This window comes from Janibacter sp. HTCC2649 (genome assembly GCF_000152705.1).
Lineage (GTDB): Bacteria > Actinomycetota > Actinomycetes > Actinomycetales > Dermatophilaceae > Knoellia.
Map to the genome: position 1 here is coordinate 3,095,400 of NZ_CH672413.1, position 18,037 is coordinate 3,113,436.

Consider the following 18,037-nt stretch of genomic DNA (forward strand, 5'->3'; position numbering starts at 1 on the left):
TCCTATTGGACGATTAATGCTGGCGGGTCCGGCCGGGCTATACGCTTCGACTGGGTGGAGAGCGCCGACAGGTCGCTCTGGTGCGAGAGCACCGATGCCCGCGACTGGTGTGACAGGGCGGAGAACAGGCTCATCGCCGAGCCGATCGACCCCAGGGACGCGAACGATCCGACGCTCCCGATCGACAGGACCGAGCCCACGCTGCCGATCGAGAGAATCGAGTGTGAGGACCCGATCGACAGGATCGAGCGGTGCGACTTCCACGAGAGCATTGCTGAATCCTCCTGTGCCACAGCAAAACTGAAGGTATGCCGCAGAGCCCAGCTCTGCGGCATACCTTCAGTTTGTCATCTGTGGACTAGGCGCGACCGGCTGAGACCAGTTCGTCGGCGCGCTCGTCCTCATGGTCCGTGCTCTCGGCCGCTTCGGCGTCGGCTTCGTGCTGGAGGTGGGTGCGCAGCTTCGTGCCCTCGACGTCGAGGTCGGGGAGCAGGCGATCGAGCCAGCGCGGGATCCACCAGGCCTTGTCGCCGAGCAGGTGAAGCACCGCCGGGGTGAGGGTCATGCGCACGAGGAAGGCGTCGACGGCCACACCGATCGCGAGGCCCAGACCCATCGGCCGGATCATCGTGAGGTGGGCGAAGATGAAGCCCGCGAAGACCGCAATCATGATGAGCGCGGCTGCGGCGACGACCTTGTAGCCGTGGCGGAAGCCGGTGCGGATGGCCGTGCGGCTGTCCTCTCCATGGGCGCGGGCTTCGTGCATGCCGGACACGAGGAACATCTGGTAGTCCATCGCCAGACCGAAGAGCACGCCGATGAGCAGCGTCGGCATGAAGGGCATGATCGGCCCCGGTCGACTCACCTGCAGCAGGTCACCGAGCCAACCCCACTGGTAGACCGCGACGACGGCGCCGAAGCTCGCGGCCACCGAGAGCAGGAAGCCGGCGGTTGCCATGAGCGGCACGAGGACCGAGCGGAACACCGCCATGAGCAGCAGCAGTGACAACCCGACGACGAGGGCGACGTAGAGGGGGAGGGCACCGGCGAGGCGCTGCGAGATCTCGATGTTGGCGACCGTCTGGCCCGTGATGCCGAGCTTGGTGCCGGCGGGCAGGTGCTCCGCGAGGTCATCGATTTCGTGGACGAGAGCGGTGGTGGATTCGCTCGTCGGGCCTTCGAGGGGGACGACCTGGAAAGCGAGGGTGTCGCGGTCCGCGCTGACTCCGAACGGGACAACCCGCTCGACGCCGGGGAGATTGAACAGGGCGCGGCCGTTGCGGTTCTGCATGCCCGCGACCTCGGCCTTGTCGAGCGGCTCGTCGAAGGAGACGACGGCGATGATCGGCCCGTTGGCTCCGGCACCGAAGTCCTTCTCGATGGTCGTGTAGGAGTGGAAGGCGCTGGAGTCCTTGGGTTCGCTGCTGCCGTCGGGGAGGCCGAGGCGCAGTGAGAGAGCCGGCACCGCGAGCAGTCCGATGGCCACGACGGTGAGGACGATGGCGCGCCACGGGCGGTTGGTGACGAGGACGGCCCAGCGGCCGGAGCCTCGGCCGGACGGTCGGGCAGCCTCAGCGGTCGCGGCCTCGCGCCGGCGCCAGGTGCGCTTTGACACGACGCGGCGACCCATGAGGCTGAGCACTGCGGGTGTGATCGTCAGGGCGACGAGCACCGTCATTGCGACGGTGGCGGCAGCGACGAGGCCCATCTGGGCGAGGATCGGCAGGCCCGACACGGTGAGTGCACCGAGGGCAATGACGACGGTGGTGCCCGCGACGACGACGGCGTTGCCGGCCGTCCCCGTGGCCAGGCCGATCGAGTGCTGCAGGGCGACGCCGTCGAGCAGCTGCTGCCGGTGGCGGTTGACGATGAAGAGCGCGTAGTCGATGCCGACCGCGAGGCCGAGCATGAGCGCCAGCGCCGGTGTCATCGAGTTCATCTCGAAGAACGCGGTCGCAGCCATCGCGCCGAGCAGCCCGGCACCGACGCCGATGAGGGCGACGAGCAGGGGGAGGCCGGCGGCGATGAGGCTGCCGAGCATCACGAGGAGGACGGCGGCGGCGATGCCGAAGCCGATGACCTCACCGATGCCGACGATGCTGCGGGTCTGGAGGATGTCGGCGCTGTAGTCGACGCGCAGTCCGTCCTTGGCCAGCGCCTCGCCGATCTCGGGCACGTGGAGGCGGATCGCGGGGTCGAGTTGGGCGATGGCCGTGTCGAACTGGATCTGCAGCATGGCGGTGCTGCCGTCCGCGTTGATGAAGCGCGCCCCGTTGGTCACGCCCAAGAGCCCCTGGCCCTCGGCGAGCTGGACGCGCGCGGCGGCGAGTTTCGGCTCAGCAGCGTTGAGCTGAGCCAGAATTCCCGCGTTCCCCTTCTCGCGGGCGGGGATCTCGTAGCGCAGCACCCGAGCCTGTTCGCTCTGGCCCTGGCCGGATTTCTCGAGGTTCGCTAGCTCGGTGCGGGCGGCGGCGAGGTCCTTCTGGCCCTCGGCATAGAGCCACTGACCCTGCTGGAACTTCCAGTCCTGGTCCTTGTACTCCTTTTGGCCGGCCGTCACCTTGGCCTGGGAGTCGTCGAGCTGCTTCTGGGTGGCGAAAGGGTTCATCACGGACTTGACGTGGGGAGCCTTCTCCCAGTCCGCGAGGGTGCGTTCGATGGCGACACGTTGGGCTGCGGTGATCGGGCCGTTCTCGTTCTCGATGGTGATGGTGCCGATGCCGCCCGCAGCGGCCGGAATCTCTTGGCCGAGCTGCGACAGCACGGACTGGAACTTCGCGCCGGGGATGCTGATGGCGGACGTCGGGGGCGTGGAAACAGTCGCCATGGCGCCGCCGAGTCCGGCGAGCACGAGCACCCACGCGACGATGGTGAGCCAGGCGTGGCGGGCGGTGGATCGCCCGACGCGGTAGAGGAAAAGTGCCATGGTCAGGACTCCTGGTCCGGATCGGTGGGCTGGGGGAGGGAGAAGGCGGTGAACAGGTGCACGAATGCCTGTTGGAGGAGGTGGAGGTGCAGTTGCCGCGTGCGGTCGTTGACGACGCCGCGCGACTGGTCGACCCAGGCCGTGGTCGCGGCATATCCCGCAGACATCACGGCGCCGGCGACGACGCGTGCGTAGAGCGCGTCCATCGACGGGTCGCGGTCCATGACGGCTCGCGCGATCTGGTCGACCTCGGCGGCTTGGGCCTCCATGAGGAAGAACCTCGCGGCCGAGGACGTCGACGCCTGGCCGAAGCAGGTGACAGCCTTCTCAAGGACGACCGCGTCGAGCGGCTCCGTGAGGATGGCGGCGAGCGAGTCGCTGATGTTCTCGTCTCCGGGACGGGCGATGAAGCGATCGACGAGGCCTGCGATGGCCTGGCGCATCGGCTCCTGGAGCACGAGCTCGACCCGCGGGAAGTAGTTGAAGAACGTGCGGCGCGAGACCCCGGCCCGATCGGCGACGGCGTCGGCGGTGACCGCTTCGAAGCCGTGCTCCGCGACGAGCTCCCACGCAGCCTGTTCGAGGCTCTGGACCGTGCGCTCGCGGTTGCGGGCACGCAGCCCGTCGGTCGCCGCAGCGGCTGGAGTCTCACTCATGACCGACACGCTAACCACTAAGTGCACGACAGTGCAAGTTTGCTCTGTCGTGCACAAATCCGTCCGGTATGCCGGCCGCGCACCTTTGCGCCCCGGCATACCTGACGCTTGGGGGTTTCGGTACGGCAGGCCTCGGCTATGCGAGGTTATCCTCGCATTTCAACAATGGGAGGATATGCTCCCATTTGAGCATTGCGAGAATAATCTCGCAATGAAGAAACCGGAGGAACCATGGAAGGTCGCACAGTCGCACGCTCGCAGGCGGCTCTGGGCAAGGAACTGGCTCGGCTGCGGTTTGAGCGTGATCTGACCCAGGAGGACCTTGCACACGCTTTGGGCGTCTCCCGTCGATACATCTACGAGCTGGAGACGGCTCGCCCCAACCTGTTCGCCACTCGCTTGTTCGAGCTCTTGCGCGAACTCGGCGCCCATCTCGAAGTCGTCTCGCAGACGGCCTCGGTCCCGCCTGTTGATCCGAACCCGCGGGGCAACCCTCTGGAACAGGACCACTGATGGCCCGCGAACCGATGGACGTGTGGCTGTACGGCACTCACATCGCGACGGTGACCGAGGCATCGCGCCAGCGCGTGTCCTTGCGCTGGACCGAGCAGGCACTGGAGCGCTGGGGACATGGCGCGAACGTGCTCTCAGCGAAGTTGGACATCGGCACCACGCCGCCGGATGTCACGGTGAGGGCATACATCGACGGGCTTCTGCCCGAAGGAAGCGCACGTGTCAACCAGGCGATGTCAGTTGGCGTGGCTCCTGACGACACGTACGCCCTCATCGGCGCGCTGGGGCGTGACACGCCTGGCGCAGCCATCTTTGTTCGGGCCGGGGCTGGCGACCCGACCCGGGCCGGCCACTACGAACCGCTCACTGACGACGAGGTGGGCGAGCGACTCCGTCGCGCCGACGAGTACGCGCCGGCGCAGCCCGGTGTCGTCCATGAGTCCTCCACTCTGCCGGGCATGGTCCCCAAGATCACGCTGCACCGCGAGCGGGGGTCATGGCAGGCGTGCAAGGACGGTGCCCCGTCGACGTGGATTCTGAAGCGCGGCGGGCAACTCACCGAAATCGGTGGCGACATCATCGACACGGAGGTGGCGTGCTTGGCCTTGGCGCGCGCCGTCGAGCTCACGACCGTTGACGCCGAAGTGGTCACATACGGAGAGGTTCGCGGAATCGCCGTGTCGCGATACGACCGCAACGGGCAGCTCGGGCGTGAACACCAAGAGGACCTCGCCCAGGCCATCGGCCTCAACACCAGCGACCCCAACCGCAAGTTCCAGTGGGGCTCGGCCATGCCATCGCTGCGCGACGCGGCGAACGTGCTGCGCGACGGCGGCGCGAACCAGGACCCCCTCTTGCGGCTCGTCACGTTCTCCCTGCTGATCGGGAACACAGACCTGCATGCCAAGAACATCTCCTACCTCCGTCATGCCGACGGAAGCGTGGAACTCTCGCCCGCATACGACGTGGCGATGCATCTGCACCACCGGCCCGACGATCGACGCAACGCGCTCGACATCAACGGAAAGTTCTTGATCGACGCGCTCACGATTGACGACGTCGTGGCGGAAGGCATGAGTTGGGGACTCCCGGCCGTGCGAGCACGTCGTGTCGTTGCCGACACCGTCGAGGCGGTACGTGCAGCCCTGGCAGGCATCGATCGCTCGACACATCCCAACGTGAGTGCGGAGGCATGGGCCGTGGTCGACCGGCGCGTACAGGAGGCGACCGATCGGCTGCCTGTCTCGACCGCTGCCACGAAAAACAGGGCACACCCCCGTGAACGCCTCGCGGGCGGGCGGCGAGGGCCAAAGCGACCGAAGTCGACCTGACCGGGCGGTCGTGCTGTTGACTGAACACCCCGCCAGGTCGGAAGCCCGGACTCTGGTGAATTGGGGCTGGGCGACTGAGGTGGAGATGTGAGCAAGTCGGTGCGTCCCCTGGGCGAGCAGCAGGCGTCCGTCCTGCGCGCGGCCCCGCTGTCGTTCACGCCGTTCAACGACTCGGGTGGGGCGGCATCCTCCGGCTATCACCACGTCAACGAATCCATCACGCTCACTCGTCGCGACTTCGATGGCGCCGCCCGTGACCTCTTCGCATGGCAGGTGCATTCCAGGGCTGGGCTCCGGGTGCAGGCCTCGGACGTTCCGCTGCGCAAGGGCACCGTCGTCCTGATGCGGTGGGGACTGGGCGCACTGTCGTTGAAGATCCCGTGTCGGGTTCTCGATGTCGTCGACGAGACGCGGCGACGGGGATTCAGCTACGGCACATTGCCCGGTCACCCGGAGGTCGGCGCAGAACAATTCATGCTCGAACGCCTCGACGGCGGTCGCATCGTGTTCACCATCACTGCGTACTCGCGGCCCGGATCGGCACTTGCCAAGCTCGGGGGACCGATGGGCCGAGCCGCTCAGCGCCTCATGACTGAGCGCTACCTCCGGGCGCTGGATCGCCAGTAGCCCATCCGGATGCCCAGCCTTGGCCCCTTGCACTGTGGGTGGCGCCGCTGGTCAAGGACCCCTACTGTGGCTCCATGTTCGGGCGCCGAGGGAAAAATCAACCCCTCAAGGATCCAGCAGTTGGTCCTATTGAAGAGCTCCTTGCTCGCGCGGAGGCGCACCGCCCCGCCGGTGAGTGGCGGGGGCGCGCCAACCATGTCTTGTTGATCTGCGCATGCGTCACCTTGGACGCCTCCCCGGACTGGATCGTTTATGACACGGACGACGGCATCGGCTGGTGCCGGTGGCCGGACGGACTGCCCGAGGCTGAGATGGTCCACGCTCCGTTGGACTCGGGCGGCCATGCCAACCCGTCTGAGGTCCTTGCTTGGCTCCAAGGCAACGCGGAGGATCCATGGGGGGCGGGCGGAGAGGGCTCTGGCGACCCAGAGGTGCTCATTGAATTGCAGCGCCAAATCAGTTGGTCGTGAGCTTTGCAGAAAGGTTTGCTGCCACCATCCGGCACCCGTCGTTTTGATTCTGAATGACAACCGCCGGGCCGTGCCGGCGCTTGATGAGGGAACTTGCGAGTTCCACGCAACTGCCGGCGGCGGCAGGCAATTCCAGGACCGTTCGTGCTCGTGTGGCACAACGCGGAGCGAGACCCGGACAGCGAGGCATTGCAACTGCTGCTACGACGCTCGGACGAGGGGCGGTTCCCCCGCTCCCGGGCGTGTAGGGGCCTCCCCTATTGCTGCATATCGTTGGGGTCGTGCCACGACCTTGTGAGCACTTGTCCGGCGCCGGGCGCTTGCCGTAGTCCCGTCGGGGACACTGGGGGAACACCGACCGTAGCTTTGACAAGGAGTCAGCCGTGACCGAGGGAACCGTCCGCTGGTTCGACACCGACCGGGGGTTCGGCTTCATCGCCCTCGGCCAGGATGCAGAGGACCTGTACGTCCATGCGTCCGAGATCGTCAGCGCCGACGCGATGAAGGTGCTCCGCGAGGGTCAGGTGGTCGAGTTCGAGGTCGGCGAGGGGGACCGCGGCCCGCAGGCACGCCGCGTCCGGGTCACGGCCGACCAAGCCGCTGACACACCGCTGGGCGTGCTCGGCACCGTCTCCTGGTACGAGCCCTCCAAGGGATACGGCTTCATCACGCCCGACGGCGGCGGAACCGAAATCTTCGTGCACAGCTCGGCCATCGTGGGGGGCGGCGTGCTGTCGGAGGCGCAGCGCGTGGCGTTCCTCGTCGTCGACGGGGAGAGGGGGCCGCAGGCCGAGCACCTGCTGCCTTTGGGAACGCAGGCCGCCCAGCAGGCTGTGGTGTCCGACGGGGCTGACGGCACCGTGTCCTGGTATGACGGGGGCAAGGGCTTCGGGTTCATCACCTCCGATTCGGGCGGCCCTGATGTCTTCGTCCACGTCCGGGAGCTCGCCGACGGACTCACCGAGCTGGGCGAGGGCGACCGCGTGACGTACGACGTCGTCGTGAGCGAGAAGGGCCCACAGGCTCGCGACGTGCGCCTTGCTCGCGGCTCGGCACCGCGGGGCGCACCCGCGACGTCGACGCCCCGGGCTCGGTCGGGACATCGGGAGGCTTCCAACGTCCCGGCGCGCGGTGGCGAGGGAGTGGTTGAGCGCTACGACGCGGAGCGCGGATTCGGCTTCATCGCACCGGACGCGGGCGGCGCAGACCTGTTCGTGCACGTGTCGGTTCTTCGAGGCGCTGAGGCCCTAGAGCCGGGCGATCGGGTCCGGTACCAGGTGCGACAGAGCGATCGGGGACCACAGGCCGATCGCGTCGAACGGCTTTGAGCGAGACGGCGATTCGGGCAGAGCCAACGCTCAGTCGTGTCCTGATCCCCATCGCCTGCTCATGCAGCGAATGGTTCGGTTAGTCAGCGCTCTTCAACCTGAGGCGACGGACCTCGGCCAGCAGCGCAGGGAGGTCCGTTCGAGCGTGAGCGATGAAGTCGACGGGTCTCATACGGCGATTATCGCCACCGAAACCCGAGTGCGGGGCGCGGCTCGTGCCGGCACGGGACTGGGAGGCGGGTCAGAGGGCGTGGACGTCGATGATCTCTATCTGGCCTGTCTTGCTCAGCTCGCATTCGGCACTCAGGTCGCTGGGGGCCTCATCGCTGGTCCAGAGCGGAAGGACGATGTATGCCGTTCCGTCATCGCGAGGAACGAAATCCGTGAGCCGGTGCTCCCAGATGTCGTCCGGCTGTGGAATCAGCTCGGCGCCAGCAGCGCCGTAGTTGTCGACCCAGGTCATCAGTTCCGGTCGCCGACCAGCGACAAGCTCGTCCAGCGCCGCGCGTACAGCTTCTCGGTGCTTCTCAGGAATCCGGCCCATGGCTCCCGATCATGCCGCGACACGGACGTGCTTGCGACGTGTGGGTGCCGTGTCCCTCACCGTCCTCTTGGGTGGGCTAGGGGCGGGCGATGGGGCGGTAGCGGCGTTCGGGGCGGCCGGTGTTGCCGTAGCGGAGGGAGACCTCGGCCTCGCCCTTGCTCGTGAAGTACTCGAGGTAGCGGCGGGCGCTCACTCGCGAGATGCCGATGGCCTCGGCCGTCTCCGAGGCGGAGAGACCAGTGGCGGCGGATCGCAGCGTCGCTTCGACGAGCTGGGCCGTCTCGGGGCTGAGGCCCTTCGGCATCGCCGCCGCGACGTCGGGGCGCGACTGGGCCGAGCGCGCAAAGAGCCGGTCCACCCCGGCCTGGTCCTCGGGTGAGGCGGCCAGCAGAGCCCGCTGGGCGGCATACCCCTCGAGTCTTTCGCGGAGGTCCTCGAACGCGAAGGGCTTGAGGAGATAGTCGGAGACGCCGTGACGGACGGCGGCGCGCACCGCGTCGACTTCCTTGGCGGCGGAGATGACGATGACGTCGCTGTGGGATCCGGTGTGCCGTAGTTCGGCGACGATGTCGAGGCCGAATCGGTCCGGGAGATAGAGGTCGAGGAGCAGTAGGTCGGGGGTGAGGTCGTGCGCCATCGTCAGGGCGTCGGCCCCGGAGTGGGCCACGCCGACGACCTCGAATCCGTCGGTGCGCTCGACGAAAGCACGGTGCACCCGAGCGACCATGAAGTCGTCGTCGACGATGAGGACGGAGATCACGAGGGCACTCCTTCGGGAAGAGACGCGGTGACACCCAGGCGAGCCGTGAACCGGGCGCCGGTGTCCGTGGGCGTCATGATGATCTCGCCTCCGCGCTGCTCGCAGAGCATTCGGGTGAGGGCCAATCCGATCCCGCGAGTCCCATCGCCCCCGGGCTTCGTCGTGAAGCCCTGGTCGAAGACCTCGTCAGCGATCTCGTCGGGTACGCCGGGACCCGAGTCGGACACGACGATCTCGACGCTCGACTGGTCCTGGGTGATCGTGACCTCCACCCACTGCGCGGTCGATGCTGTGCGTGACTGGGCTGGCGACGCTTTTGGCCCCGCGCTCGTCACCGCATCGAGTGCGTTGTCCACGAGGTTGCCGATGACGGTGCCGACGTCGGCAGAGTCCTCGGGCTGCAACCGTTGCAACGAGGTCGTATCCGTGATGCGCAGGTCGATTCGACGCTCTGACGCAAGACTCGCCTTGGCCATCAACAGGGCAGCAACGGCGGGGTCGCCCACTCGGCTGTTGATGCTCAGGTCGAGGGAGTGGCGGCGCTGGCTCACGGTGTCGACATAGCTGACGACCTCGTCGTACTCACCGATCTGGATGAGGCCACTGATCGTGTGCAGCTGGTTGGCGAACTCGTGCGCCTGGGCCCGCAGCAGCTGGGTGGTGCTGCGGAAGGTGCCGAGCTGGCGCTCCATGTCCGCGAGCGCAGTCCGGTCGCGCAGGGTCGTCACCGTGCCTAGGGGGCGGCCGTCGCGTTCGACGTGCATCCGGTTCATGACGAGGACGTGCCCCCGGCGAACGACGACCCGGTCGCGCGCGTTGTCGTCGTCGGAGCCAGAGAGCACCTCGAGGAGTCGACCGCGCACCCTGAGGTCGGCCAGGGTCAGGCCCTCTGCGTGGTCCGGCAGGTCGAGCAGACGCCGTGCCACGTCGTTGACGAGAGTGACCCGGCCCTGTGGGTCGAGGGCGATGACCCCCTCGGCGATGCCGTGCAACAGGGCCTCGCGGTGCTCAGCGAGACCCGCGATCTCGCTCGGCTCCATGCCCAGGGTCTGGCGCTTGATCCGGCGGGCGAGCAACCACGACCCGAGCAGGCCGATGAGCAGCGCTCCGCCGACATAGGTGAGGAGATAGGACGACGCGCCCCGTGCCCGCTCCCATGCCGACGGGAACGGCTCGGTGATCATCACGGTGCCAAGGTGTTCGCCAACTCGCCCATCGGTCACCGAGAAGACGGGAACCTGGGACACGAGGTCCCTCTGGCCGTCGAGCGTGAGGGTTCCAGACCAGCTCGCTCCCTCACCAACAGCCTCTCGTGGCAACGGTATTCGCATGTCCTCCAACGATGGGTTCGTGGAGACGCGAACGTCCTCGTCGGCGTCGGCGAACGTCACCGATCCCACCGAGGACTGCGTGGCGAAGGACTGCGCGAGGGTGGCGAGGCCCGTGCGGGTCTCCGGGATCTCGAGGTTGCTGCGCACGAGAGGATTGCCCCCGAGCTGCTCCGCCAGCGCCGAGACCCTGCGGCCCTCGACGCGGGTGAAGGTCGCCTCGGACTGGGCCAAGGACAACGCACCCACGAGGACGAGGACGACGAGGATCACGGCGACCTGCAGCACGAGCAGCTGGCCGGCCAACGTCGTGCGGCGGGCCCGAGGGCGTGTGACCACTATGTTCTCAACCTTCAGTGCGGACAGAAGCGGGACATCGGTGTCGCCGACAGACAGCATCGTCGGCGACCCACTTGATGGGACAGTGTCCCCCCTGATCCGAAAGGTCTCAACGATGAGATCACGCCCCACCGCCCTCCTCGGCGCTGCACTCGCCGCCGCGGCTCTCACCCTCAGCGCCTGCGGTGCCACCGCCGACAAGAGCGCCGACACCGGCTCGTCCGCCACAGCCGACGCCAAGCCCGCCACCGGTCTCCAGCTCATGGTGCCGAACGCACCGGGTGGTGGCTACGACACGACGGCCCGCACCGCGGCCAAGGTCCTCGAAGCCGGGAAGATCACGAACCAGATCCAGGTCTTCAACCTCCCCGGAGCGGGCGGCACCGTTGGTCTCCAGCGGATCGTCAACGAAAAGGGCAACGGCAAGCTCGCGATGCAGATGGGGCTGGGAGTCGTGGGAGCGGCATACACCCAGAAGTCCAAGGCCACGCTCGCCGAGACGACCCCGATCGCCAAGCTGATCGAGGAGGCCGGCGCGATCGTCGTGCCCAAGGACTCGCCCTACAAGGACATCAACGCGCTCGTCGCAGCGTGGAAGGCCGACCCGAAGAAGTTCGCCGTCGGCGGCGGCTCCTCGCCGGGCGGACCTGACCACCTGCTTCCGATGCAGCTCGCCAAGGCCGTCGGGATCGACCCGAAGGACGTCAACTTCGTGACCTACGACGGTGGCGGTGAGCTCCTCCCCGCCCTGCTCGGCAACAAGATCGCCTTCGGTGCCAGTGGCTTCGGCGAGTTCCTCGACCAGGTCGAGGCCGGCGCAGTCCGCGTCCTCGCCGTGACCAGCGCCGAGCCGGTCCCCGCGCTCAAGGACGCCCCGACCCTCAAGTCCGCGGGCATCGACCTCGTCTTCACCAACTGGCGCGGCATCGTGGCCCCTCCCGGCATCTCCGCCGAGGACAAGAAGGTCTGGGTCGACGCGCTCACCAAGATGCACGACAGCCAGGCCTGGAAGGACGAGGAAGCCAAGCGCGGCTGGACCGACGCCTTCCAGACCGGTGACGAGTTCGGCACCTTCCTCAAGGAGCAGGACGCGTCCGTCGCCGAGATTCTCAAGCAGCTCGGCCTCGCATGACCGACGCCTCACTTGAGGCTTCGGGAGGGACCAAGGACCGCGCACAGTACGGACTGTGCGCGGCCCTGGGCCTCCTCGGAGTGCTCGTCCTCTTCGACGCGAGCCGCATCGGTGCCGCGTCCTCGAGCAACGACCCGATCGGGCCCAAGCCCATGCCGATCCTGCTCGGCGCGTTGCTCATCATCATCGCGATCTTCTATGCGATCGACATCTCCCGTGGCGGTCAGGGCGAGGCCGAGGAGGGGGAGGACATTGACCTCACCACGGGTGTCGACTGGCGCACCATCGGCCTCCTCATCGCCGCGTTCTCCCTGAACGCCGTCCTCATCGAGCCGCTCGGTTGGGTGATCAGCGGCGCGCTGCTCTTCGCTGGTTCGGCCTACGCGCTCGGCAACCGGCACCACGTCCGCGGCCTCGTCTTCGGCGTGATCCTCTCGCTCGCGACGTTCTATGCGTTCGCGATCGGGCTCGGGGTCAACCTGCCGGCCGGCATCCTCCAAGGAATCCTCTGATGGACAACCTCAACTCCCTCATGGGGGGTTTCGGCGACGTCCTGTCGCCGATCAACCTCCTCATCGCCCTGCTGGGTGTCACGGTCGGCACGGCCGTCGGCGTCCTGCCCGGCATCGGTCCGGCCATGACCGTCGCGCTCCTGCTGCCGATCACCTACGGCCTCGAGCCGGTCCAGGGCCTCATCCTGTTCGCCGGCATCTTCTACGGCGGCATGTACGGCGGGTCCACGACCTCGATCCTGCTCAACACACCAGGTGAGTCCTCGTCGGTGGTCACCGCCATCGAGGGCAACAAGATGGCCAAGGCGGGACGTGCCTCACAGGCCCTCGCCACGTCAGCCATCGGGTCCTTCGTCGCCGGCACCATTGGCACGCTCGGCATCGTCTTCCTCATGCCGCAGGTCGTGAAGTTCGCGATCAGCCTCGGCGCCCCCGAGTACCTCGCCATCATCCTGCTCACCTTCACCGGTGTGACGGCCGTGCTCGGTGCGTCTCGCATCCGCGGCCTCGCGGCGCTCGTCCTCGGCCTGACCATCGGCGTCGTCGGTATCGACTTCGTCACCGGCCAACAGCGCCTCACCGGCGGGATCCCGCAGCTCGCGGACGGCATCGACGTCGTCGTTGTCGCGGTCGGCATCTTCGCCGTCGGCGAGGCCCTCTGGGTTGCTGCCCACCTCCGCCGCAAGGCCGCCGAAGTCATCCCGGTCGGTCGCCCGTGGATGGGCAAGAGCGACTGGAAGCGGTCCTGGAAGCCATGGCTTCGTGGCACCGCCCTCGGCTTCCCGTTCGGCGCGCTGCCGGCCGGTGGCGCCGAGATCCCGACCCTGTTGTCCTACACCGCCGAGAAGAAGCTCACCAAGCACCCGGAGGAGTTCGGGCACGGCGCCATCGAAGGCGTCGCCGGACCAGAGGCAGCCAACAACGCCTCTGCCGCAGGCACCCTCGTCCCGATGCTCGCCCTCGGCCTCCCGACGAACGCGACCGCAGCGATCATGCTCGCGGCACTCCAGGGCTGGGGCATCGAGCCGGGACCGCTGCTGCTGACGAAGGAACCCGCCCTCGTGTGGGCCCTCATCGCCAGCCTGTTCATCGGCAACACGATGCTGCTCCTGCTCAACCTCCCGCTGGCTCCGGCCTGGGCGAAGCTGCTGCAGATCCCGCGTCCCTATCTGTATGCCGGCATCCTCTTCTTTGCGTCCATGGGTGCGTATGCCGTGAACTCCCAGCCGTTCGACCTGTGGCTGTTGCTCGGGCTGGGTCTGCTCGGCTTCGCGATGCGTCGGTTCGGCCTCCCGGTCCTGCCGCTCATCGTCGGTGTCATCCTCGGCCCGCTGGCCGAGAAGCAGGGGCGTCGTTCGCTCCAGCTCACCGGCGGCGAGATCGACGGGCTCATCGGCGGACCGATTGCCTGGTTCTGCTACGCCCTCATCGTCGTCGCAATCGCGTGGCCGCTCATCAATGTCGTCCGTAGCCGTTTCGGCAAGGGTGGCAAGGGTGGCGACGGCGGCAAGGGCGGCGACGGCGGCGACGGTGTCGGTCCGGAGCCGTTGGCCAACGCCAAGGCCGGCTACTCCTACAACTCCTCGGAGGCCTGACATGACCGTTCTCGTGGGTTACGTGCCCAATGGCTATGGCGAAGCAGCCCTCACGGCGGCTGTGGGTGAGGCTCGGCGTCGTCGTGAACACCTGCTCGTCGTCAACATGTCGCGCGACGACGTGCTGGCGGATGCTCGTCGCGCCGACGAGGAGCAGCTCGCCCGTCTCCGGCGCGACCTCGACGAGCTCGGTCTCGACGCCGAGGTCCGGCGGATCGAGCAGGGCAACGACCCGGCCGAGGCGATCCTCGGGGTTGCCGCCGAGGTCGACGCGAGCGTCATCGTCATCGGCCTGCGCCACCGCACCCCGGTCGGCAAGCTCATCATGGGCTCGGTCGCGCAGCGGATCCTGCTCGACGCCCAGTGCCCCGTCCTTGCCGTGAAGGGAGATGCCGCATGAGCGTCTCGACCGCGGACCTGTGGGACGAGCGCGGTGAAACTCTCCAGTCGTGTTCGGTGCAGCTGCGTCACTACGGCGGGCACACGGCATACACCGGGGTGATCAGCACGGTGCGCTGTCACCGCGACAACGCCCTCGTGAAGGCGGCACTGGGCGAGCCCGGCAACGGACGAGTACTCGTCGTCGACGGCGGCGGGTCACTCGAGTCGGCCCTCATGGGCGACCTCATCGCGGCCTCCGCGGTGGCCCAGGGATGGGCGGGAGTCGTCATCCACGGCGCCGTGCGTGACGTCGTGGCGCTGCGGGACCTCCCGCTCGGTGCCGTGGCGCTCGGATCCAACCCGCGCAAGAGCGCCAAGGACGGTGTCGGGGAGCGCGACGTCCCCGTGTCCTTCGGTGGTGTGGACTTCGTTCCGGGACAGCAGGTCTGGGTTGACGAGGACGGAGTCGTCGCCTCGCTGGTGTGAGCCCGGTGGCGGCCGCTCGCCGCGCGGACTAGTCATTCTCGTGCCACCCTCATAGTCATGAGCCAGCGTCGGGCGCCCAGGTCAGCTCTCATCGGGGCGGCGACCACGGCCGCCGCCCTCGCCCTGTTCGGTGCGGGATCGGCACCTCCGGCAAGTGCGGCCGGCTCGGCGCGAACCGCTGCCGTGCGAGGGCCAGCGCCGGCGCCCGTTCCGATCGCCGGCGACAGCGATGTCGGCCCCTGGACGACCAGCATCCCCCAGGTCACCTCCGCGCTCTCGGCGTTGCGATCGCCCACCCAGACGGCCACCTCGACCAGCGACCTCACGTGGACGATCCGAGCGCGACTCTCGAGCAGGGGGAGCGTGGCCCAGATCGGCGACTACGCGAGCGGTCAGGTCGTCGAGGTTGCCACCGGCCGGATCCTGTGGGCCAAGAACCCCACGGTTGCCCGGGTACCGGCCTCCAACGAGAAGCTGGTGACGGCCTTCGTGGCTCTCGTATCGATGGGTGAGTCGACGCGGTTCACGACCCCGGTCCTGCAGGTGGCCGCGCAGCCAGCAACCGTCTATCTCAAGGGTTCTGGCGACCCCGCCCTCTCGTCCAGCCAGCTCACGGCGATGGCGTCGGCCGTCGCCACGAAGGTCAAGAGCCAGGGGCGGACCTCTGTCGCTGTCGTCGTGGACGACTCGCTCTTCCCGGCGCCGACCAACGCCACCGGGTGGAAGGCCGAGTGGATCCCGGGCACCGTGGCGCCCGTGCGCGCTCTCGTCGTCGACCAGGTCAACGTGGTCGACACCTCGATCAATGCGGGCCAGGTGTTTGCGGCCAAGCTCAAGGCCGCTGGCGTGACCGCGACCTCGGTGGCTCGCGGTGTCGCCCCTGCGGGGGCCGCGACGATCGCCAGCACCTCGTCGCCCACCGTCGGCCAGCTCGTGCAGACCATGCTCAACGCCAGCCAGAACGACTACGCGGAGGGGCTCCACCGGCTCTCAGCACTGCGCCGCGGTCACAACGCCGACTGGGCCGGCGCCCGGGCCAACGCCCTCGAAGTCCTGGCCTCACGAGGCATCGACAGCACGAGCCTGGTCATCAATGACGGATCCGGGCTCTCGCAGACCGGTCGCCTCACCCCACTCACGGCGATCGACGTCCTCTCGACCATCCGGATGACACCCGCCCTCAACTCCGTCGTCTTTGCCGCCGCGGCACTGCCGACGGCCGGCGTCTCGGGCACGCTCGCTGACCGCTTCGACACCGCGCCGACCAACTGCGCCAGGTCCATCGTCCGCGCCAAGACCGGCACGCTGGCCACGGCCACGGCGCTGTCCGGGGTCGCGTCCGGAGTCGACGGCCGCGAGCGCATCTTCTCGGTGATCATCAACGGCGTGACCTCGACCGCGGAGTCCCGGGCCGACGTCGATGCCCTCGCCGCCACGGCCACCGGCTGCTACTGAGGTCGTCTTACGTCTGGGATGCGAGACGGTATGCCGGGTGCGCGGCTGTTGCTCCCGGCATACCCACGGTTTGCTTGAGACATGACGGACACCCAGACGCAGCAGCACCCGGTCGCCCTCGGCGGCGAGCACCTCAGCATCGATGACGTCGTCCGGGTGGCACGTCACGGTGCACCGGTCGAGCTCAGCCCGACGGCGCTCGCTGCGGTCCGCGCGACCCGCGGCACGATCGAGGGACTGGCGAACGACACGGTGGCGCACTACGGCGTCTCGACGGGGTTCGGGGCGCTCGCGACGCGGCACATCCCGGTGGAGCTGCGCGCTCAGCTGCAGCGCTCCCTCGTCCGGTCCCACGCCGCTGGTGCCGGGCCCGAGGTCGAGCGCGAGGTCGTGCGGGCGCTGATGCTGCTGCGCATCGCGACACTGGCCACCGGCCGCACGGGGATTCGGGCCGAGACCCTCGAGACCTACATCGCGATGCTCAATGCGGGGATCACGCCCGTGGTGCACGAGTACGGCTCGCTCGGCTGCTCCGGTGACCTCGCGCCCCTGTCACACTGCGCGCTCGCGCTCATGGGTGAGGGGCTCGTGCGCGACGACGACGGCGACGTCATGGACGCTGCCGAGGCGTTGGAGGCCGCCGGGATCACGCCGGTCGTGCTCGCCGAGAAGGAGGGCCTCGCCCTCATCAACGGCACCGACGGCATGCTCGGAATGCTCTGCCTCGCCATCGCCGACCTGCGGCTGCTCGTCACCACCGCCGACATTGCTGCGGCCATGAGCGTCGAGGGGCTGCTCGGGACGGACGACGTCTTCGCCGCCGACCTGCACGCCCTGCGCCCGCAGCCCGGCCAGGCCATGTCGGCCGAGAACATGCGAAAGATGCTGGCGGACAGCCCGATTCGCGAGTCTCATCGCGACCCCGAGGCGTGCACCCGCGTCCAGGACGCCTATTCACTGCGCTGCGCTCCGCAGGTGGCCGGTGGAGTGCGCGACACCATCGACCACGCCGCCCGCGTCGCCGGGTGGGAGCTCGCGTCGGCCATCGACAACCCCGTCGTCACGCTCGACGGTCGCGTTGAGTCCAACGGCAACTTCCACGGGGCGCCGGTCGCCTACGTGCTCGACTTCCTCGCCATCGTCGCCGCCGACCTCGCCTCGATCTCGGAGCGACGGACCGACCGCTTCCTCGACAAGTCACGCAACAACGGGCTCCCGCCGTTCCTCGCCGACGACCCCGGTGTCGACTCCGGGCTGATGATCGCGCAGTACACCCAGGCCGCGATGGTCTCGGAGATGAAGCGCCTGGCCGTCCCGGCGAGTGTCGACTCGATCCCCAGCAGCGCCATGCAGGAGGACCACGTCTCCATGGGTTGGTCCGCCGCCCGCAAGCTGCGCCGCTCCGTCGACGCCCTGACCCGGGTCATCGCCATCGAGCTCGTCGCCGCCGCGCGGGGCATCCAGCTGCGCGCGCCACTCGCCCCGGCACCCGCGACCGGTGCCGTCATCGCTGGCATGGCCGAGTTCGGAAACGTCGCACCCGGCCCGGACCGCTTCCTCGCGCCGGACCTCGAAGCGGCCTATGAAGCAGTCCTCGACGGCGCCGTCGTCGCCGCGGCAGAGACCGTCACCGGCCGACTCAACTGACCACCCG

At 68.2% G+C, this 18,037-nt stretch carries 17 protein-coding genes and 1 pseudogene; 12 read left to right on the forward strand and 6 right to left on the reverse strand.

Going from position 1 to position 18,037, the window contains the following annotated elements; genetic code table 11:
- Positions 1-2 precede the first annotated feature (2 nt).
- From JNB_RS14755 to JNB_RS20630, 3 genes are all read right to left on the reverse strand, one after another.
- Positions 3-272 (reverse strand): hypothetical protein, encoded by a 270-nt coding sequence (locus JNB_RS14755; protein WP_009777303.1) that lies wholly within the window; start codon positions 270-272, stop codon positions 3-5.
- Positions 273-358: 86 nt separating this feature from the next.
- Positions 359-2,926: an MMPL family transporter gene (locus tag JNB_RS14760; RefSeq protein WP_009777304.1), complete on the reverse strand. Its 2,568-nt coding sequence runs from the start codon at positions 2,924-2,926 to the stop codon at positions 359-361.
- A gap of 2 nt (positions 2,927-2,928) precedes the next feature.
- Positions 2,929-3,582, reverse strand: coding sequence for a TetR/AcrR family transcriptional regulator (locus JNB_RS20630; protein WP_050766628.1), 654 nt, complete (start codon positions 3,580-3,582; stop codon positions 2,929-2,931).
- A 231-nt stretch (positions 3,583-3,813) separates the two neighbouring features.
- Here JNB_RS20630 and JNB_RS14770 point away from each other — a divergent pair, with 231 nt between their 5' ends.
- The 5 genes and pseudogenes from JNB_RS14770 to JNB_RS22315 all read left to right on the forward strand — a co-directional run bounded on the left by JNB_RS14770 (position 3,814) and on the right by JNB_RS22315 (position 7,851).
- Positions 3,814-4,095, forward strand: a complete 282-nt coding sequence (locus JNB_RS14770; protein WP_009777306.1) for a helix-turn-helix transcriptional regulator — start codon at positions 3,814-3,816, stop codon at positions 4,093-4,095.
- A gap of 14 nt (positions 4,096-4,109) precedes the next feature.
- Positions 4,110-4,343 (forward strand): annotated as a pseudogene (locus JNB_RS22310) (HipA N-terminal domain-containing protein); the annotation flags it as partial.
- A 210-nt stretch (positions 4,344-4,553) separates the two neighbouring features.
- Positions 4,554-5,426 carry a type II toxin-antitoxin system HipA family toxin gene (locus JNB_RS14775; RefSeq protein WP_237700665.1) on the forward strand — a complete coding sequence of 291 codons (873 nt, stop codon included), beginning with the start codon at positions 4,554-4,556 and terminating at the stop codon, positions 5,424-5,426.
- Between the two features lie 87 nt (positions 5,427-5,513).
- A complete protein-coding gene (locus JNB_RS14780; protein WP_009777308.1) occupies positions 5,514-6,053 on the forward strand; it encodes a DUF1990 family protein in 540 nt (179 codons plus the stop codon).
- Positions 6,054-6,906: 853 nt separating this feature from the next.
- Positions 6,907-7,851 (forward strand): cold-shock protein, encoded by a 945-nt coding sequence (locus JNB_RS22315; RefSeq protein WP_009777310.1) that lies wholly within the window; start codon positions 6,907-6,909, stop codon positions 7,849-7,851.
- Between the two features lie 241 nt (positions 7,852-8,092).
- Here JNB_RS22315 and JNB_RS14795 read toward each other — a convergent pair whose 3' ends face one another.
- The 3 genes from JNB_RS14795 to JNB_RS14805 all read right to left on the reverse strand — a co-directional run bounded on the left by JNB_RS14795 (position 8,093) and on the right by JNB_RS14805 (position 10,822).
- Positions 8,093-8,395 carry a hypothetical protein gene (locus JNB_RS14795; RefSeq protein ID WP_237700666.1) on the reverse strand — a complete coding sequence of 101 codons (303 nt, stop codon included), beginning with the start codon at positions 8,393-8,395 and terminating at the stop codon, positions 8,093-8,095.
- A gap of 76 nt (positions 8,396-8,471) precedes the next feature.
- Positions 8,472-9,155 carry a response regulator gene (locus JNB_RS14800; RefSeq protein WP_009777313.1) on the reverse strand — a complete coding sequence of 228 codons (684 nt, stop codon included), beginning with the start codon at positions 9,153-9,155 and terminating at the stop codon, positions 8,472-8,474.
- Positions 9,152-10,822: an ATP-binding protein gene (locus JNB_RS14805; RefSeq protein ID WP_237700667.1), complete on the reverse strand. Its 1,671-nt coding sequence runs from the start codon at positions 10,820-10,822 to the stop codon at positions 9,152-9,154. The genes JNB_RS14800 and JNB_RS14805 overlap by 4 nt, the downstream gene beginning before the upstream one ends.
- Before the next feature lie 115 nt (positions 10,823-10,937).
- Between JNB_RS14805 and JNB_RS14810 the strand changes: the two genes are divergently transcribed.
- The 7 genes from JNB_RS14810 (at position 10,938) to hutH (ending at position 18,030) form a co-directional block, all read left to right on the forward strand.
- On the forward strand, positions 10,938-11,954 hold the full coding sequence (locus JNB_RS14810; RefSeq protein WP_009777315.1) for a tripartite tricarboxylate transporter substrate binding protein: 1,017 nt from the start codon (positions 10,938-10,940) through the stop codon (positions 11,952-11,954).
- On the forward strand, positions 11,951-12,466 hold the full coding sequence (locus JNB_RS14815; RefSeq protein WP_009777316.1) for a tripartite tricarboxylate transporter TctB family protein: 516 nt from the start codon (positions 11,951-11,953) through the stop codon (positions 12,464-12,466). The genes JNB_RS14810 and JNB_RS14815 overlap by 4 nt, the downstream gene beginning before the upstream one ends.
- Positions 12,466-14,061 (forward strand): tripartite tricarboxylate transporter permease, encoded by a 1,596-nt coding sequence (locus JNB_RS14820; RefSeq protein WP_009777317.1) that lies wholly within the window; start codon positions 12,466-12,468, stop codon positions 14,059-14,061. Before JNB_RS14815 ends, JNB_RS14820 begins: the two co-directional genes overlap by 1 nt.
- A gap of 1 nt (position 14,062) precedes the next feature.
- Positions 14,063-14,461, forward strand: a complete 399-nt coding sequence (locus JNB_RS14825; protein WP_009777318.1) for a universal stress protein — start codon at positions 14,063-14,065, stop codon at positions 14,459-14,461.
- Positions 14,458-14,928: a ribonuclease E activity regulator RraA gene (gene rraA / locus JNB_RS14830; protein WP_009777319.1), complete on the forward strand. Its 471-nt coding sequence runs from the start codon at positions 14,458-14,460 to the stop codon at positions 14,926-14,928. The genes JNB_RS14825 and rraA overlap by 4 nt, the downstream gene beginning before the upstream one ends.
- 57 nt (positions 14,929-14,985) lie before the next feature.
- On the forward strand, positions 14,986-16,383 hold the full coding sequence (locus JNB_RS14835; RefSeq protein WP_009777320.1) for a D-alanyl-D-alanine carboxypeptidase/D-alanyl-D-alanine-endopeptidase: 1,398 nt from the start codon (positions 14,986-14,988) through the stop codon (positions 16,381-16,383).
- Between the two features lie 81 nt (positions 16,384-16,464).
- Entirely contained in the window at positions 16,465-18,030 is a 1,566-nt protein-coding gene (gene hutH / locus JNB_RS14840) for a histidine ammonia-lyase (RefSeq protein ID WP_009777321.1), read from the forward strand.
- The last annotated feature ends 7 nt before the right edge of the window (positions 18,031-18,037 follow it).

What these genes read in the sequence shown, in the direction of transcription:
- JNB_RS14815 (WP_009777316.1), top strand. Translation starts at nt 11,951, where the DNA reads ATGACCGACGCCTCACTTGAGGCTTCGGGAGGGACCAAGGACCGCGCA.
- JNB_RS20630 (WP_050766628.1), bottom strand. Translation starts at nt 3,582, where the DNA reads ATGAGTGAGACTCCAGCCGCTGCGGCGACCGACGGGCTGCGTGCCCGC.
- hutH (WP_009777321.1), top strand. Translation starts at nt 16,465, where the DNA reads ATGACGGACACCCAGACGCAGCAGCACCCGGTCGCCCTCGGCGGCGAG.
- JNB_RS14835 (WP_009777320.1), top strand. Translation starts at nt 14,986, where the DNA reads ATGAGCCAGCGTCGGGCGCCCAGGTCAGCTCTCATCGGGGCGGCGACC.
- JNB_RS14810 (WP_009777315.1), top strand. Translation starts at nt 10,938, where the DNA reads ATGAGATCACGCCCCACCGCCCTCCTCGGCGCTGCACTCGCCGCCGCG.
- JNB_RS14775 (WP_237700665.1), top strand. Translation starts at nt 4,554, where the DNA reads ATGGTCCCCAAGATCACGCTGCACCGCGAGCGGGGGTCATGGCAGGCG.
- rraA (WP_009777319.1), top strand. Translation starts at nt 14,458, where the DNA reads ATGAGCGTCTCGACCGCGGACCTGTGGGACGAGCGCGGTGAAACTCTC.
- JNB_RS14825 (WP_009777318.1), top strand. Translation starts at nt 14,063, where the DNA reads ATGACCGTTCTCGTGGGTTACGTGCCCAATGGCTATGGCGAAGCAGCC.
- JNB_RS14820 (WP_009777317.1), top strand. Translation starts at nt 12,466, where the DNA reads ATGGACAACCTCAACTCCCTCATGGGGGGTTTCGGCGACGTCCTGTCG.
- JNB_RS14795 (WP_237700666.1), bottom strand. Translation starts at nt 8,395, where the DNA reads ATGGGCCGGATTCCTGAGAAGCACCGAGAAGCTGTACGCGCGGCGCTG.
- JNB_RS14760 (WP_009777304.1), bottom strand. Translation starts at nt 2,926, where the DNA reads ATGGCACTTTTCCTCTACCGCGTCGGGCGATCCACCGCCCGCCACGCC.
- JNB_RS14770 (WP_009777306.1), top strand. Translation starts at nt 3,814, where the DNA reads ATGGAAGGTCGCACAGTCGCACGCTCGCAGGCGGCTCTGGGCAAGGAA.
- JNB_RS14755 (WP_009777303.1), bottom strand. Translation starts at nt 272, where the DNA reads ATGCTCTCGTGGAAGTCGCACCGCTCGATCCTGTCGATCGGGTCCTCA.